Here is a 16,076-nt window from a genome sequence, read left to right on the forward strand (position 1 = left end):
GAAGTATTAGTGTTTAAGGGGGGAGACCGCTAACATGAGCAGTGAACTATTAGATGCCCTCACGATTCTTGAAAAAGAAAAAGGCATCAGTAAAGACATTATCATCGAAGCAATTGAAGCTGCCTTAATTTCTGCGTATAAGCGAAATTTTAACCAGGCGCAAAACGTACGGGTCGATCTGAACCGTGAGACGGGCACCATCCGCGTGTTCGCAAGAAAAGATGTCGTAGACGAGGTATACGATTCAAGGCTTGAAATCTCGCTTGACGACGCCCAGCACATCCATCCGAACTACCTTGTCGGAGATGTCGTTGAAATAGAAGTAACGCCGAAAGACTTCGGCCGCATTGCTGCGCAGACAGCAAAACAAGTTGTGACGCAGCGTGTCCGTGAAGCTGAGCGCGGCGTGATTTATTCAGAATTTATCGATCGTGAAGAAGACATCATGACGGGAATTGTACAGCGTTTAGACAGCAAATTTATTTACGTGTCTCTCGGCAAGATTGAAGCGCTGCTGCCCGTTAATGAACAAATGCCGAATGAGAGCTATAAACCTCACGATCGTATTAAAGTATTCATTACAAAAGTCGAAAAAACGACAAAAGGGCCGCAAATCTATGTATCAAGAACACATCCCGGTCTTTTGAAGCGTCTTTTTGAAATCGAAGTGCCGGAAATTTATGACGGAACGGTCGAACTGAAATCCGTTGCCAGAGAAGCGGGCGACCGCTCTAAAATCTCCGTCCGCACTGATGATCCTGACGTCGATCCTGTCGGTTCATGCGTCGGTCCTAAAGGCCAGCGCGTACAGGCGATCGTCAATGAACTGAAAGGCGAAAAAATTGATATTGTCAACTGGTCTGACGATCCGGTTGAATTTGTTGCCAATGCGCTCAGCCCATCTAAAGTGCTGGATGTCATCGTCAACGAAGAAGAAAAAGCCACGACTGTCATCGTTCCTGATTACCAGCTTTCTCTGGCAATCGGAAAAAGAGGGCAAAACGCCCGCTTAGCCGCGAAACTGACAGGATGGAAAATTGATATCAAAAGTGAAACGGATGCAAGAGACATTGGCATCTTTCCGAGAGAGCATGAAGAAGATGACGATTTAGAGCCGCTCTTTATGGAGCCTGAAACAGCCGAATCGGATGAATAAGAGGTGACTTTAGGTGAATAAGCGAAAAAAAATTTCTCTGCGCAAATGTGTGGTAACGGGGGAAATGAAGCCTAAAAAGGAACTGATCCGAATTGTCCGTTCAAAAGAAGGAGAGATTTCAGTCGATCCGACAGGCAAGAAGAACGGGCGGGGTGCCTATATCACCCTTGAGAAAGAATGCATCTTAGCTGCGAAAAAGAAAAACACATTGCAAAATCAATTTCAATCACAAATCGATGACCAGATTTTCGAAGAATTGCTGGAACTGGCGGAAAAGGTGAAAAAATAACATGTCTGGAATGGAATGGTTTCCCTTGCTGGGTCTGGCCAATCGAGCTCGTAAGGTCGTGTCGGGCGAGGACTTGGTTATAAAAGAAATTAGAAATGCGCGTGCAAAACTTGTTCTGCTGACAGAAGATGCATCTGCGAATACTGCAAAAAAAGTATCCGATAAATGCAATTATTATAAAGTACCTTATAAAAAAGTCGAAAGCCGCGCGGATCTCGGCCGCTCTATCGGCAAGGAATCACGTGTCGTTGTCGCCGTCACTGACCAAGGTTTTGCGAATAAGCTGATCAGCTTGCTCGATTAATATTTTTGGGGGTGAACGAATGGCTAAAATGAGAGTATACGAATATGCAAAAGCCATCAATGTTTCAAGTAAGGAAATTTTGACGGCGCTGAAAAACATGGATATAGTAGTAAATAACCATATGGCAACGCTTGAAGAAAAGACCATTAAGCAGCTTGATGCGAAATTTAAAAAAGGCGGCGCCGGCGTTAAATCTCAAAAGCCTGCGGAAACGAACAAAAACAAGCAGCCGCAAGGGGTTAATCAGCAGCCTGCTGGGAATCAACCAAACAAAATTCGAGACGGAAAGAAGAATGACGTGCAGAATAATCAATTTAACAAAAACAAGAAGAATAACAACAACAACAAAAACAAAAACAAACGCAATCATAACAACAAAAATCAGCATCAGCAAAAACCGCTGAAGCCGAAAAAAGAGCTTCCTGAGAAAATTACGTTTTCCGGCTCTTTAACAGTCGGAGCCTTAGCCGAAGAACTGGGCAAAGAACCGTCTGAAATCATTAAAAAGCTGATGCTTCTGGGCGTAATGGCTACGATTAACCAGGAGCTTGACAAAGACACAATCGAACTGATCGCATCTGAATACGGTGTAGAAACAGAAGAAGTGATTGTGCTTGAAGAAACTGAGCTTGAAAAATATGAAGAGGCTGACAAAGAAGAAGATCTTCAAATCCGTCCGCCTGTCGTAACGATCATGGGCCACGTTGACCACGGGAAAACGACCCTTCTTGACAGCATCAGAAAGACTAAAGTTGTTGAAGGAGAAGCCGGCGGAATCACCCAGCATATCGGGGCTTACCAGATCGAAGAAAACGGCAAAAAAATCACTTTCCTTGATACACCCGGACACGCAGCGTTCACAACGATGCGCGCACGCGGAGCGGAAGTAACCGATATTACCATTTTAGTCGTAGCGGCTGATGACGGCGTTATGCCGCAAACAGTCGAAGCCATCAACCATGCGAAAGCGGCTGAGGTTCCGATTATCGTTGCCGTGAATAAAGTGGATAAAGAAAGCGCGAACCCTGACCGTGTTATGCAGGAACTGACTGAATACGGACTCGTTCCGGAAGCATGGGGAGGAGAAACGATTTTCGTTCCTCTGTCCGCTCTTACAGGTAAGGGAATTGACGAGCTTGTCGAAATGATTCTGCTTGTCAGTGAAGTAGAAGAGCTGAAAGCCAATCCGAACCGTCAGGCAAAAGGAACGGTTATTGAAGCTGAGCTCGATAAAGGAAGAGGATCTGTTGCGACACTTCTCGTTCAAACGGGAACATTGCAAGTCGGAGATCCGATCGTTGTCGGAAATACATTCGGCCGCGTGCGGGCCATGGTCAATGATCTCGGCCGCCGCGTGAAAACAGCCGGACCGTCCACACCTGTGGAAATCACGGGCTTAAATGACGTACCGCAAGCTGGCGATCAATTCCTCGTCTTTAAAGACGAAAAAACAGCCCGTTCTGTCGGTGAAGCGCGTGCTTCCAAGCAATTGGAAGAACAGCGCAGCGACAAAGCGAAGCTGAGCCTTGATGATCTGTTTGAGCAAATTAAACAAGGCGATGTCAAAGATATCAACTTAATCGTAAAAGCGGACGTTCAAGGTTCTGCCGAAGCGTTAACGGCCGCTCTTCAAAAAATTGAAGTAGAAGGCGTAAAAGTGAAAATCATTCACACAGGCGTCGGTGCGATTACGGAATCAGACATCATTCTCGCATCTGCTTCAAATGCAATCGTTATCGGGTTTAATGTGCGCCCAGACGGAAATGCTAAGAGCACGGCTGAAGCTGAAAATGTAGATATCCGTCTTCACCGTATCATTTACAAAGTCATCGAAGAAATTGAAGCGGCGATGAAAGGAATGCTTGATCCTGAATACGAAGAAAAAGTCATCGGTCAGGTTGAAGTGCGCCAAACATTCAAAGTGTCGAAAATCGGCACGATTGCCGGCGGATATGTAACAGACGGCCACATTACACGTGACAGCGGACTTCGCTTGATCCGTGACGGCGTGGTAATCTTCGAAGGGGAAGTAGATGTTCTGAAACGCTTCAAAGATGATGTGAAAGAAGTTTCACAAGGGTATGAATGTGGTATTACGATTAAGAAATACAATGACATCCGCGAAGGTGACATCCTTGAAGCGTATGTCATGCAGGAAATCGAAAGAAAGTGATCGGATTTGCGGAATGTGAATGCATCATTTACGATGCGGGATCATTAAAGGAGAAACGAGCCGTTCTGAAGCGGATTATGACGAGGGTTCAGAATAAGTTCAACGTGTCGGCAGCTGAAATCGGCTATCAGGACACTTGGCAGCGGACCAGCTTCGGAATCGCCGTCGTCTCCTCCTCTCACGTTCAGGCGGAAAAGGAGATTCAGCGCGTACTCGCGTTTATTGACTCCTTTCCCGAAATAGAACGGACGATCACTAGAACAGAGTGGTTTTAACTTAGAGGTGATTGAATTGAGTATGAGAGCAAACCGTGTCGGAGAACAGATGAAAAAAGAGCTTGGGGATATTATCAGCCGAAAGCTGAAAGACCCGAGAATCGGATTTCTGACTGTAACAGACGTACGTGTTTCAGGTGATTTGCAAATAGCGAAGGTGTATATCTCCGTTCTCGGCGGAGAGAAAAAGAAAGAGGAGGCGCTGAAAGGCCTTGAGAAAGCGAAGGGATTTATCCGTTCCGAAATCGGCAGCCGAATCAGACTCCGTAAAACGCCTGAGCTTGAATTTGAATTTGATGAATCAATTGAATACGGCAACCGTATTGAAACATTGATTCACGAACTGCATTCAGATAAACCGTCTGAATAACGGGAAAAGAGGATGGGCGTTGTCGTCTGTCCTCTTTTCTGCGTTTTACGGGATACAAATGATAACAAAGGAGCGAAAGACAGATGGTTAACGGAGTTCTCCTTTTACATAAACCGGTCGGCATGACTTCTCACGACTGTGTAATGAAAATAAGAAAACTGTTAAAAACAAAGAAAGTCGGTCATACGGGCACACTTGATCCGGAAGTGTCAGGCGTACTGCCGATCTGTGTCGGACGGGCCACAAAGATCGTTGAGTACGTTACCGACAAGTCAAAAACGTACGATGCTGAGATCACTCTCGGCTTCTCCACCTCGACTGAAGATCAGACGGGGGAAACCGTCAGCGTAAAACCTGTCAAGGAGCCGATAAATGAAACGGACATCAAAGCCGTTTTAGACGAACTAAAGGGACCGCAGGAGCAAGTGCCGCCGATGTATTCCGCGGTGAAGGTGAACGGGAAAAAGCTCTATGAATACGCCCGAGCGGGTATTGAAGTGGAGCGGCCGAAGCGGAATATCACGATTGAAGATATCTCCCTCACTTCACCTGTCACTTATACGGATGATACAGCGTCATTCCGCTTCACAGTCACGTGCTCAAAAGGGACTTACGTCAGAACATTGGCAGTGACAATCGGTGAAAAGCTCGGCTATCCCGCGCATATGTCGCATCTTATCCGGACTGCTTCCGGCGATTTCAGCCTTGATGAGTGTTTCACGTTTGATGAGCTTGAGCAGCAGGCTTCAGACGGCACGGTTGCAGAGCATGCGGTGCCGATTGAAAGAGCGCTCAATCATTTGCCGAAATGGGTCATAAGTGATACATTAGCTAAGAAAGCTGAAAACGGGTCAGTGTTTGACATCCCGGCTGAATTTTCTGCAATGACAGCTGACGCCCGTATAGCGGTCTGTACCGAAGCCGGAGAATGTGTGGCCATTTATATGCCGCACCCTTCAAAAAAAGGACTGCTGAAACCGGCTAAAGTGCTGATGCAAAAAAGCGAACAATAAGAAAAAAGGTGACCGTTCTGTGAAGACGATACATATTTCTCATCCGCATCATTTACAAAAAGAAGAGCAGCCGGCGTCTGTCATGGCGCTCGGCTACTTTGACGGCGTTCATTTAGGGCACCGGAAAGTAATCGGAACAGCCAGACAAATTGCCGAAGAAAAAGGCCTGTCGCTGGCCGTCATGACGTTTCATCCCCACCCTTCCCATGTTTTGGGCAGGGACAAAGAGCCAAAGGATCTGATTACGCCGCTTGAAGATAAAATCAGCCAGATCGGACGTTTAGGCGCCGATGTGCTGTATATCGTAAAGTTTGATGAAGCGTTTGCGGCTTTGTCTCCAAAACAGTTTGCCGAGGATTATATTTTAGGATTAAACGCTCAGCATGCTGTGGGAGGCTTTGATTTTACGTACGGAAAATACGGAAAAGGCACGATGGCCACACTGCCGGACGATTTAAACGGCAAGGCTGAATGCACGACTGTCGAAAAACAGACCGAGCAGGACAGAAAGATCAGTTCCACTTACATCAGGTCAGCGCTGCAGGATGGCGACGTTGAGCTGGCACACACTCTCCTCGGCCAGCCGTATTTTATCCGGGGCACTGTGATTCACGGAGACAAAAGAGGCCGCACCATCGGCTTTCCGACGGCCAATATCGGCCTCAACAACAGTTATATCGTGCCGCCGACAGGCGTTTATGCCGTGAAAGCCGAAATAAAAGGCGAGAAGTATGAAGGCGTCTGCAATATCGGCTATAAACCTACCTTTTATGAAAAGCGTCCCGATCAGCCGTCAATTGAAGTTCATTTATTTGATTTTCAACAGGATGTATACGGGGAAGACGTTAAAATCGAGTGGTACAAACGCATCCGCAGCGAACGGAAGTTTAACGGCATCGATGAACTGACGGCCCAGATCGAGAAAGACAAACAAGAAGCGATCCGTTTTTTCAGCAAATAACGGAAAAATCATCAAAAGTACACAAATTTTATTCTAAAAGATTTGCATATGGGCGCGATTTTTAGTATCATATGTTTCGTAGTCTTAAAACCATTGCTTGGCAATCCGAAGTCACCGACGGTTGCTAGGTAACTGGGGCTAATTATGATATGGAGGTGAAACAGGATGGCAATTACTCAAGAGCGTAAAAACCAACTCATCAGCGAGTTCAAAACACACGAATCTGATACTGGATCTCCAGAAGTTCAGATCGCTATCCTAACAGACTCAATTAACAACTTGAACGAGCATTTGCGTACTCACAAGAAAGATCACCACTCACGTCGCGGTCTTCTTAAAATGGTAGGTAAACGTCGTAATCTTCTTACGTATCTGCGTAATAAAGACGTAACTCGTTACCGTGAGTTAATTAATAAACTAGGCTTACGTCGATAATCGTAAAAAGCGGGAGGATTCCCGCTTTTTTATCGTATTAAAGCGAAAAAATAATGATAAAAAACAATGAAATCCTTTTACATACTACTTTGACATTGATATGTTCAATTCATTTCGTTCATAATAGGAGTAATTGATTATTTCACACATTAAGAGAGGAGCTCGTAATCGAATGGGACAAGAGAAACATGTCTTTACCATAGATTGGGCCGGCAGACAGCTTACAGTAGAAACCGGCCAGCTTGCCAAACAGGCAAACGGCGCTGTTATGGTCCGCTACGGCGATACCGCAGTGCTCAGCACAGCAACCGCATCAAAAGAACCGAAACCGCTAGATTTTTTCCCGCTTACCGTTAATTACGAAGAAAGATTATATGCAGTAGGTAAAATTCCCGGCGGCTTTATTAAAAGAGAAGGCCGTCCGAGTGAAAAGGCCGTATTAGCCAGCCGTCTGATCGACCGTCCGATCCGTCCGCTTTTCGCCGACGGATTCCGTAACGAAGTACAGGTTATCAGTATTGTCATGAGTGTTGATCAGAACTGCTCATCTGAAATGGCTGCAATGTTCGGTTCATCACTTGCTCTTTGCGTTTCCGATATTCCGTTTGAAGGTCCGATTGCGGGTGTGACGGTAGGCCGCATTGACGGACAGTTCATCATCAATCCGACGGTTGACCAGCTTGAAAAAAGTGATATCAACCTCATCGTTGCAGGCACAAAAGACGCCATCAACATGGTGGAAGCGGGAGCGGATGAAGTTCCTGAGGAAATCATGCTTGAGGCGATAATGTTCGGCCACGAAGAAATTAAGCGCCTGATCGCATTCCAAGAAGAAATTGTGGCGGCAGTCGGCAAAGAAAAAACCGAAATTGAACTGTATGAAATTGATGCAGAGCTCAGCGAAAAAGTAAAAAGTCTTGCGGAGCCGGATCTTCTCAGCGCCATTCAGGTTCACGAAAAGCATGCGCGTGAAGATGCGATCAATAAAGTGAAAGATGCAGTCGTCGCGAAATTTGAAGAAGAAGAGCACGATGAAGATACGATCAAAAAAGTGAAACAGACACTGTCTAAACTTGTGAAAAACGAAGTGCGCCGTTTGATCACAGAAGAAAAAGTCCGTCCTGACGGCCGCGGTGTCGATCAAATCCGCCCGCTTTCTTCAGAAGTCGGCCTTCTGCCGAGAACGCATGGCTCCGGGCTGTTTACGAGAGGACAGACGCAGGCGCTCAGTGTTTGTACATTAGGTGCTCTTGGCGACGTTCAGATTCTTGACGGTTTAGGCGTGGAAGAATCAAAACGGTTTATGCATCATTATAACTTCCCGCAATTCAGCGTAGGGGAGACAGGCCCGATGCGCGGACCGGGACGCCGTGAGATCGGTCACGGGGCTCTTGGAGAGCGTGCGCTTGAGCCGGTCATTCCGAATGAAAAAGACTTCCCGTATACGGTTCGTCTCGTATCTGAAGTGCTTGAATCAAACGGTTCCACTTCACAGGCCAGCATTTGCGCGAGCACGCTTGCCATGATGGACGCCGGTGTTCCGATTAAAGCGCCTGTTGCGGGTATCGCGATGGGACTTGTGAAATCAGGCGAGTACTATACGGTATTAACGGATATTCAAGGGATGGAAGATGCCCTCGGTGACATGGACTTTAAAGTAGCCGGCACGGAAAAAGGCGTGACAGCGCTGCAAATGGACATTAAAATTGAAGGCCTTTCAAGAGAAATTCTTGAAGAAGCGCTTCAGCAGGCGAAAAAAGGAAGAATGGAAATCTTGAACAGCATGCTCAGCACGCTTGGTGAATCAAGAAAAGAACTTTCTCAATATGCGCCGAAAATCTTAACGATGACAATTAATCCGGATAAAATCCGTGACGTTATCGGACCGAGCGGCAAACAAATCAACAAAATCATTGAAGATACCGGTGTTAAAATTGACATTGAACAAGACGGCACCATCTTTATTTCTTCTACTGATGAAAGCAGCAACCAAAAAGCGAAAAAAATCATCGAAGATCTTGTCAGAGAAGTCGAAGTCGGCCAGCTTTACCTCGGTAAAGTCAAGCGGATTGAGAAATTCGGCGCTTTCGTTGAAATCTTCAGCGGAAAAGACGGTCTCGTTCACATCTCTGAACTTGCGCTCGAACGGGTCGGCAAAGTTGAGGATGTTGTGAAAATCGGTGACGAAATCCTTGTGAAGGTAACTGAAATCGACAAACAGGGACGAGTCAACCTGTCGCGTAAAGCAGTGCTGCGCGAAGAGAAAGAAAAAGAACAAGAACAACAACAATCTTAAATGAAAACCTAACAAGGAGCCTGGGAGACCCGGCTTCTTTATTTTGAGAAAGACAACAGCGGGTTCTACCTTGTCCTCCTCATACATAATGTGTGATGAGGGGGGAAGGACATGTTGAAAAAATTCGTGCCGTTTGCCGTTTTTTTATTTCTTTTTTTTGTTTCGTTTGAGATGTTAAAAAACCCGTATACAGTTGATTACATAGACGCAATGAAAAAAGACGCAGTGACTGTGTCAGCATCAAAAGATCCGCTTTATGAGGAATTGCTCCAAAAAGCGCCGGAGTATGAAGTGAAGCCGCAAGATGCGAGGATTGATAAAATATGGAAGGCGATACCTGGTTATAACGGTTTAAAGGTCAATGTGGAAAAATCCTATAAGCAAATGAAAAAGGATGGAGAATTTCACGAAGATGACCTTGTCTATGAACAGGTAAAACCGAAAGTCCATCTCGATTCTCTTGCGCCCGAACCCATTTATAAAGGAAATCCCGACAAGCCGATGGTCGCTTTCCTGATAAATGTAGCTTGGGGAAATGAATACGTGGAGCAAATGCTGCCTATTCTGAAGCAGCATCAGGTCAAAGCAACTTTCTTTCTTGAAGGAAAATGGCTCAAAAACAATCAGGAACTTGGGAAAAAAATAGCGGCAGACGGACATGAAATCGGAAATCATTCATACAATCACCCTGATATGAGCAAACTGACATCAGGAAGCATTTCCGAACAGCTTGACAAAACCAATGCACAAATCAGCGAGACGCTCGGCATGAAGCCGAAATGGTTTGCGCCGCCAAGCGGCAGCTTCAGAAAAGCCGTGGTCGACCTTGCGGCGGAAAAAGGAATGGGCACCATCATGTGGACCGTTGACACCATTGACTGGCAAAAACCGTCTCCGGCTGTTTTACAAACAAGGGTGTTGAGCAAAATACATAACGGAGCCATGATTTTAATGCATCCGACTGATCCGACTGCGAAAAGCCTGGAAACGCTGATTACAAAAATCAAAGAAAAAGGCTATGCGCTCGGCTCAGTGTCTGACTTAATGGATGAAAACAGGCTGATGAAGTAGCAGGCGGTAGTTTGCCTGTCTTTGAATAGGAGGAACAAACTTGATAAAACGCTATACATGCCAAAACGGTGTAAGAGTTGTGCTTGAAAATAATCCAACGGTGCGGTCCGTGGCAATCGGCGTCTGGATCGGAACGGGATCACGCCATGAAACGCCGGATACAAACGGTATTTCGCACTTTCTTGAGCATATGTTTTTTAAAGGAACAAATACGAGATCCGCACGGGAAATCGCAGAATCCTTCGATCGGATAGGCGGTCAAGTGAATGCCTTCACTTCAAAAGAATATACGTGCTATTACGCCAAAGTGCTGGATGAACATGCAAACTACGCACTTGACGTGCTGGCCGATATGTTCTTTCATTCTGCTTTTGATGAAGATGAACTCAAAAAAGAAAAGAACGTCGTATATGAAGAAATTAAGATGTATGAAGACGCGCCGGATGACATTGTCCACGATCTGCTGAGCAAAGCGACATACGGAAATCATTCGCTCGGCTACCCGATACTCGGGACGGAGGAAACGCTTTCTGCTTTTAACGGTGATTCTCTCAGACAGCATATGGATAACTTTTACACACCGGACCGCGTCGTCATTTCTGTCGCCGGAAATGTAACAGAACAATTTATTAAAGACGTGGAGAAATGGTTCGGTACATACGAAGCAAAGGGCAAGGCAAGCGGTATCAGCCAGCCTGAGTTTCATTATGAAAAGCTGACCAGAAAAAAAGACACCGAACAGGCGCATCTCTGCCTCGGTTTTAAAGGCCTGAAAGTCGGAGACCCGGACATCTACGATTTAATCGTCTTAAACAACGTGCTGGGCGGAAGCATGAGCAGCCGTCTTTTCCAGGATGTGCGTGAAGATAAAGGACTGGCCTATTCTGTATACAGCTATCACAGTTCCTATGAAGACAGCGGTATGCTGACGATTTATGGAGGCACCGGCGCTAATCAGCTCGGGCTTCTGTCTGAAACCATTCAAGAAACGTTATCGGTTCTAAAACGTGACGGCATTACCCCGAAAGAACTGGAAAACAGCAAAGAGCAAATGAAGGGAAGTTTAATGCTCAGCTTAGAAAGCACAAACAGCAAAATGAGCCGGAACGGGAAAAACGAACTCCTGCTCGGAAAGCATAAGACGATGGATGAAATTATCGCTGAATTAAATGCAGTCAGCCTGGAGAGCGTCAACGGCCTGAGCCGCCGCTTATTTACGGATGATTACGCATTATCGCTCATCAGTCCGACCGGCAATATGCCGGCCTCATCTTAAGCGGGAAGTCTGCCTCTGTACGGGGCAGGCATTTTTTTTTGCTCAGGGTCATATAGTACAAGGGGGTGGCTATCATGAGGCTCAGTGAACTGTCAGGTAAAGAAATTGTAGACATTAAACGGGCAGAGCGACTCGGCGTGCTCGGCCAGACCGATTTGGAAATTAATGAACAGGACGGACAAATTACCGCGCTGTTGATACCGACGGTAAAATGGTTCGGGTTGAGAAAACAAGGCCACGACATCCGTGTTCCCTGGAATCATATTCAAAAAATCGGGTCAGACATGATCATTTTAGATGTTCCCGGGGAGATCACTCCTCCAGAAGAGTAGACCGTATTCATTTTTCGCAAGCACCGGCTCAAACAGCCGGTGCTTTTTTTATGAAAAAAACGCTGTACATTCACCGCCCTTTCTCTTCGCACATACGATGAAGAGGAGGATGACACTTATAAGATCCAGTAACTGTAAAGAAGGTGAACGTTTCAAATGTTAACCGGATTGACAATTGCGATCATTGGCGGTGACGCAAGACAGCTTGAGATTATAAGAAAACTGACAGAACAGCATGCCGATATTTATCTTGCAGGGTTTGACCAATTGGATGACGGTTTTACGGGAACCGTCAAATGCAAAATTGATGAGATTCCATTTCCGAAAATAGACAGTATCATCCTGCCTGTATCGGCAACGACCGGAGAAGGCGTTGTTTCCACGGTTTTTTCAAATGAAGAAGTGGTATTAAAGCAAAGCTATCTCGAGCAGACACCGGAGCATTGCGTTATTTATTCCGGCATCTCTAACGCATACCTCGAGGGCATCGCCAGCGAAGCCGGCCGCAAGCTTGTTAAATTATTTGAGCGGGACGACATCGCGATATTCAACTCGATTCCCACTGTCGAAGGTACAATCATGATGGCGATTCAGCATACGGATTATACCATTCACGGGTCAAATGTCGCCGTTCTCGGCATGGGGCGCACCGGTATGACAATCGCCCGGACGTTTGCAGCGTTAGGGGCGAAGGTAAAAGTGGGAGCGCGGAGTTCGTCTCATTTGGCCCGTATATCGGAAATGGGGCTTTTTCCTTTTCAAATTGAAGAGATTACTGATCATGTAAATGATATCGATATCTGCATTAACACCGTACCGAGCCTGATTCTGAATCAAAGGGTTTTATCGCGTATGACGCCGAGGACCTTGATTTTGGATTTAGCATCCCGTCCGGGCGGAACGGATTTCAAATATGCTGAAAAGCAAGGCATTAAAGCGCTGCTTGCTCCGGGGCTTCCGGGGATTGTGGCTCCGAAAACAGCGGGACAGATTATTGCGAACGTACTGAGCAAGCTTTTGGCAGACTTAAAGAAAGAGGGGAGATAGCCATGTCTTTGAAAGGGAAAAGAATCGGATTCGGATTAACCGGCTCTCATTGCACATATGAAGAGGTTTTTCCGCAAATAGAAGCGCTTGTCAGTCAGGGGGCTGAAGTCCGGCCGATTGTGACGTCGACGGTCCAATCGACCGATACGCGCTTTGGAGAGGGGGAAGATTGGGTCAGAAAAATTGAAGAAGCAACAGGTTTTGAGGTCATTGATTCCATCGTAAAAGCGGAGCCTCTCGGGCCGAAACTTCCGCTCGACTGCATGGTCATCGCCCCCTTAACCGGAAACTCAATGAGCAAGCTCGCAAATGCGATGACTGACAGCCCTGTCCTTATGGCGGCGAAAGCCACGATCCGCAACAGCCGGCCGGTCGTGCTCGGAATTTCGACAAATGACGGCCTTGGTTTAAACGGAACGAATTTAATGAGGCTGATGTCCGCAAAACATATATTTTTCATCCCGTTCGGCCAGGATGACCATGTGAAAAAACCGACATCGCTTGTCGCCAGAATGGATCTCCTTCCGATTACGGTGGAAAAAGCTCTTTTGCATCAGCAGGTTCAGCCGGTGCTCGTACAGCATCAAGAATAAAAAATCATGATAGAGAAAATCATTCCGGAATAAAAAAATTCGGTCAATCCGTGACTATTCTATGGTAAAATAAAACGTAAAATGCAAAGTCAATTCAACAAATGATGCTTAATTGGCGGAAGGAGTTTTACAGATGGGAAGAGGATTACACGTAGCAGTTGTCGGAGCGACGGGAGCCGTAGGACAGCAAATGCTGGAAACATTGGAAGACAGAAACTTTGAAATCGAAACACTCACACTACTATCCTCAAAGCGTTCTGCTGGTACGAAAGTAACGTTTAAAGACGAAGAATATACAGTGCAGGAAGCTGTTCCGGAAAGCTTCGAAGGCGTTCATATCGCGTTATTCAGCGCCGGCGGGAGCGTATCACAAAGCCTGGCGCCTGAGGCTGTAAAACGGGGAGCCATCGTGATTGACAATACCAGCGCATTCCGTATGGACGAAAATACACCGCTTGTAGTGCCTGAGGTGAACGAAGCTGATCTGCATCAACATAACGGCATTATCGCCAACCCTAACTGTTCAACGATTCAGATGGTGGCGGCGATTGAACCGATCCGCAAAGCATACGGTTTGAAAAAAGTCATTGTATCTACTTACCAAGCTGTGTCCGGGGCCGGCAATGAAGCGGCGAAAGAGCTGTACAGCCAGACAAAGGCGATTTTAAACAATGAACCTATAGAACCGTCCATTATGCCGGTTAAAGGGGACAAAAAGCACTATCAAATCGCTTTTAACGCCATTCCGCAAATTGATAAATTCCAAGATAACGGCTACACGTTTGAGGAAATGAAAATGATTAATGAAACGAAAAAAATCATGCATATGCCGAAGCTGGAAGTGGCTGCGACATGTGTCAGACTGCCGATTGAAACAGGCCACTCAGAATCTGTTTACATTGAGCTTGACCGTGATGACGCAACCGTTGAAGACATTAAACAGCTTTTAAAAGAGGCTCCGGGTGTTACGCTTCAGGATGATCCGGCGGAGCAGCTTTACCCGATGCCTGCTGATTGCGTCGGTAAACGTGATGTATTTGTAGGAAGAATCCGTAAAGATTTGGACAGAGCAAACGGTTTTCATTTGTGGGTTGTTTCTGATAACCTGTTAAAAGGCGCCGCTTGGAACTCAGTTCAAATTGCGGAAAGCCTGCAAAAACTGAACCTCGTATAAAACAAACGTATTTTCTATAGGCGATCAGAAGAGAGTAAGGCTCTGCCTGCTCTCTTCTGTTACGTCAGACTAATTTGGAGTGAAAATAGTGAAGATCATTGTTCAAAAATTCGGCGGAACATCCGTAAAAGATGACAAAGGCCGCAAGCTTGCGTTAGCACACATTAAAGATGCCATCAGTGAAGGTTATAAAGTTATCGTTGTCGTATCGGCGATGGGAAGAAAAGGAGACCCGTACGCGACAGATTCTTTGATCGGGCTTCTTTACGGCAGCCAGTCCGATATTTCTCCGAGAGAGCAGGATATGCTTTTGTCTTGCGGAGAAACGATTTCGTCTGTTGTTTTTACCAGCATGCTGAAGGAAAACGGCATAAAAGCCGCAGCTTTAACAGGAGCCCAGGCAGGGTTTTTAACAAACGCCCAGCATACTGACGCCAAAATTATAGAAATGAAAACAGAGCGGCTGTTCGAGACACTCGCCAGCCATGATGCCGTCGTTGTCGCAGGATTTCAGGGAGCGACTGAAAAAGGCGACACGACGACGATCGGCAGAGGAGGAAGCGATACATCAGCAGCGGCGATCGGCGCTGCGGTTGATGCGGAATTTATCGACATTTTTACGGACGTGGAAGGCGTCATGACGGCCGACCCGAGAATCGTGGAAAATGCTAAGCCGCTTCCGAATGTCACATATACGGAAATCTGCAATCTTGCCTATCAAGGAGCGAAAGTCATTCATCCGCGCGCGGTGGAGATCGCCATGCAGGCAAAGGTGCCGATCCGAGTGCGCTCCACTTATTCAAAAGACAAAGGCACTTTGGTGACGTCTCATCATTCGTCCAAGGTCGGCAGCGATGTGTTCGAACGGCTGATCACGGGGATCGCCCATGTAAAAGATGTGACGCAATTTAAGGTTCCAGCCAAAATGGGGCAATACAATGTTCAGACAGAAGTCTTTAAAGCAATGGCGAATGCCGGCATCAGCGTGGATTTCTTTAACATTACGCCGAGTGAAATCGTATATACCGTAGCCGGCAGTAAAACGGAAGCCGCGCGCGGCATTTTGGCCGAATTAGGCTATGAGCCGACAGTGACGGAAAGCTGTGCGAAAGTGTCAGTGGTCGGTGCCGGAATAATGGGTGTGCCGGGCGTGACGTCAAAAATCGTCTCAGCACTTTCGGATAAAGGCATTCCGATTCTGCAATCTGCCGACAGCCATACGACGATCTGGGTGCTCGTTCATGAAAAAGATATGGTAACAGCCGTAAATGCGCTGCATGAAGTGTTTGAACTTTCAAAGTAAATGTGATT

General features: G+C 46.4%; 17 protein-coding genes. All 17 read left to right on the forward strand.

Annotated elements, in window-relative coordinates:
- The first annotated feature begins 34 nt into the window (after positions 1-34).
- The 17 genes from nusA to dapG all read left to right on the forward strand — a co-directional run bounded on the left by nusA (position 35) and on the right by dapG (position 16,068).
- Positions 35-1,156 carry a transcription termination factor NusA gene (nusA, locus tag ACW5MY_RS08970; protein ID WP_013352291.1) on the forward strand — a complete coding sequence of 374 codons (1,122 nt, stop codon included), beginning with the start codon at positions 35-37 and terminating at the stop codon, positions 1,154-1,156.
- A 13-nt stretch (positions 1,157-1,169) separates the two neighbouring features.
- On the forward strand, positions 1,170-1,445 hold the full coding sequence (rnpM, locus tag ACW5MY_RS08975; RefSeq protein WP_462061862.1) for an RNase P modulator RnpM: 276 nt from the start codon (positions 1,170-1,172) through the stop codon (positions 1,443-1,445).
- 1 nt (position 1,446) lies between these two features.
- On the forward strand, positions 1,447-1,749 hold the full coding sequence (locus ACW5MY_RS08980) for a YlxQ family RNA-binding protein (protein WP_003154192.1): 303 nt from the start codon (positions 1,447-1,449) through the stop codon (positions 1,747-1,749).
- 19 nt (positions 1,750-1,768) lie between these two features.
- Positions 1,769-3,922 (forward strand): translation initiation factor IF-2, encoded by a 2,154-nt coding sequence (infB, locus tag ACW5MY_RS08985; RefSeq protein WP_013352292.1) that lies wholly within the window; start codon positions 1,769-1,771, stop codon positions 3,920-3,922.
- Positions 3,919-4,197, forward strand: a complete 279-nt coding sequence (locus ACW5MY_RS08990) for a DUF503 domain-containing protein (protein ID WP_013352293.1) — start codon at positions 3,919-3,921, stop codon at positions 4,195-4,197. Before infB ends, ACW5MY_RS08990 begins: the two co-directional genes overlap by 4 nt.
- Positions 4,198-4,213: 16 nt before the next feature.
- Positions 4,214-4,567: a 30S ribosome-binding factor RbfA gene (gene rbfA, locus ACW5MY_RS08995; RefSeq protein ID WP_003154185.1), complete on the forward strand. Its 354-nt coding sequence runs from the start codon at positions 4,214-4,216 to the stop codon at positions 4,565-4,567.
- An 83-nt stretch (positions 4,568-4,650) separates the two neighbouring features.
- Positions 4,651-5,580: a tRNA pseudouridine(55) synthase TruB gene (gene truB / locus ACW5MY_RS09000; protein WP_013352294.1), complete on the forward strand. Its 930-nt coding sequence runs from the start codon at positions 4,651-4,653 to the stop codon at positions 5,578-5,580.
- 19 nt (positions 5,581-5,599) lie between these two features.
- Entirely contained in the window at positions 5,600-6,541 is a 942-nt protein-coding gene (ribF, locus tag ACW5MY_RS09005; protein WP_013352295.1) for a bifunctional riboflavin kinase/FAD synthetase, read from the forward strand.
- Between the two features lie 165 nt (positions 6,542-6,706).
- Positions 6,707-6,976: a 30S ribosomal protein S15 gene (gene rpsO / locus ACW5MY_RS09010; RefSeq protein ID WP_003154182.1), complete on the forward strand. Its 270-nt coding sequence runs from the start codon at positions 6,707-6,709 to the stop codon at positions 6,974-6,976.
- A gap of 172 nt (positions 6,977-7,148) precedes the next feature.
- Positions 7,149-9,272, forward strand: a complete 2,124-nt coding sequence (pnp, locus tag ACW5MY_RS09015) for a polyribonucleotide nucleotidyltransferase (protein WP_014470391.1) — start codon at positions 7,149-7,151, stop codon at positions 9,270-9,272.
- A 111-nt stretch (positions 9,273-9,383) separates the two neighbouring features.
- Entirely contained in the window at positions 9,384-10,343 is a 960-nt protein-coding gene (locus tag ACW5MY_RS09020) for a polysaccharide deacetylase family protein (RefSeq protein WP_013352297.1), read from the forward strand.
- 40 nt (positions 10,344-10,383) lie between these two features.
- The gene (locus tag ACW5MY_RS09025) at positions 10,384-11,619 is read left to right on the forward strand and encodes a M16 family metallopeptidase (protein WP_013352298.1); all 1,236 of its coding nucleotides are present in this window, start codon (positions 10,384-10,386) and stop codon (positions 11,617-11,619) included.
- Between the two features lie 74 nt (positions 11,620-11,693).
- Complete coding sequence (locus ACW5MY_RS09030; RefSeq protein ID WP_003154176.1) at positions 11,694-11,951, forward strand: YlmC/YmxH family sporulation protein; 258 nt, start codon at positions 11,694-11,696, stop codon at positions 11,949-11,951.
- Positions 11,952-12,107: 156 nt separating this feature from the next.
- Positions 12,108-12,998, forward strand: a complete 891-nt coding sequence (gene dpaA, locus ACW5MY_RS09035; RefSeq protein WP_013352299.1) for a dipicolinic acid synthetase subunit A — start codon at positions 12,108-12,110, stop codon at positions 12,996-12,998.
- A 2-nt stretch (positions 12,999-13,000) separates the two neighbouring features.
- The gene (dpaB, locus tag ACW5MY_RS09040; RefSeq protein ID WP_013352300.1) at positions 13,001-13,591 is read left to right on the forward strand and encodes a dipicolinate synthase subunit B; all 591 of its coding nucleotides are present in this window, start codon (positions 13,001-13,003) and stop codon (positions 13,589-13,591) included.
- A gap of 133 nt (positions 13,592-13,724) precedes the next feature.
- Entirely contained in the window at positions 13,725-14,765 is a 1,041-nt protein-coding gene (gene asd / locus ACW5MY_RS09045; protein WP_013352301.1) for an aspartate-semialdehyde dehydrogenase, read from the forward strand.
- Positions 14,766-14,853: 88 nt separating this feature from the next.
- Positions 14,854-16,068: an aspartate kinase gene (dapG, locus tag ACW5MY_RS09050; protein WP_013352302.1), complete on the forward strand. Its 1,215-nt coding sequence runs from the start codon at positions 14,854-14,856 to the stop codon at positions 16,066-16,068.
- The last annotated feature ends 8 nt before the right edge of the window (positions 16,069-16,076 follow it).

The organism is Bacillus sp. Bwzl_19 (assembly GCF_054900515.1).

Bases quoted from the DNA above. Each gene is read 5' to 3' on its own strand.
- nusA (WP_013352291.1), top strand. From the start codon at position 35: ATGAGCAGTGAACTATTAGATGCCCTCACGATTCTTGAAAAAGAAAAA.
- ACW5MY_RS08980 (WP_003154192.1), top strand. From the start codon at position 1,447: ATGTCTGGAATGGAATGGTTTCCCTTGCTGGGTCTGGCCAATCGAGCT.
- infB (WP_013352292.1), top strand. From the start codon at position 1,769: ATGGCTAAAATGAGAGTATACGAATATGCAAAAGCCATCAATGTTTCA.
- truB (WP_013352294.1), top strand. From the start codon at position 4,651: ATGGTTAACGGAGTTCTCCTTTTACATAAACCGGTCGGCATGACTTCT.
- rpsO (WP_003154182.1), top strand. From the start codon at position 6,707: ATGGCAATTACTCAAGAGCGTAAAAACCAACTCATCAGCGAGTTCAAA.
- pnp (WP_014470391.1), top strand. From the start codon at position 7,149: ATGGGACAAGAGAAACATGTCTTTACCATAGATTGGGCCGGCAGACAG.
- ACW5MY_RS09020 (WP_013352297.1), top strand. From the start codon at position 9,384: ATGTTGAAAAAATTCGTGCCGTTTGCCGTTTTTTTATTTCTTTTTTTT.
- ACW5MY_RS09030 (WP_003154176.1), top strand. From the start codon at position 11,694: ATGAGGCTCAGTGAACTGTCAGGTAAAGAAATTGTAGACATTAAACGG.
- dpaA (WP_013352299.1), top strand. From the start codon at position 12,108: ATGTTAACCGGATTGACAATTGCGATCATTGGCGGTGACGCAAGACAG.
- dpaB (WP_013352300.1), top strand. From the start codon at position 13,001: ATGTCTTTGAAAGGGAAAAGAATCGGATTCGGATTAACCGGCTCTCAT.
- asd (WP_013352301.1), top strand. From the start codon at position 13,725: ATGGGAAGAGGATTACACGTAGCAGTTGTCGGAGCGACGGGAGCCGTA.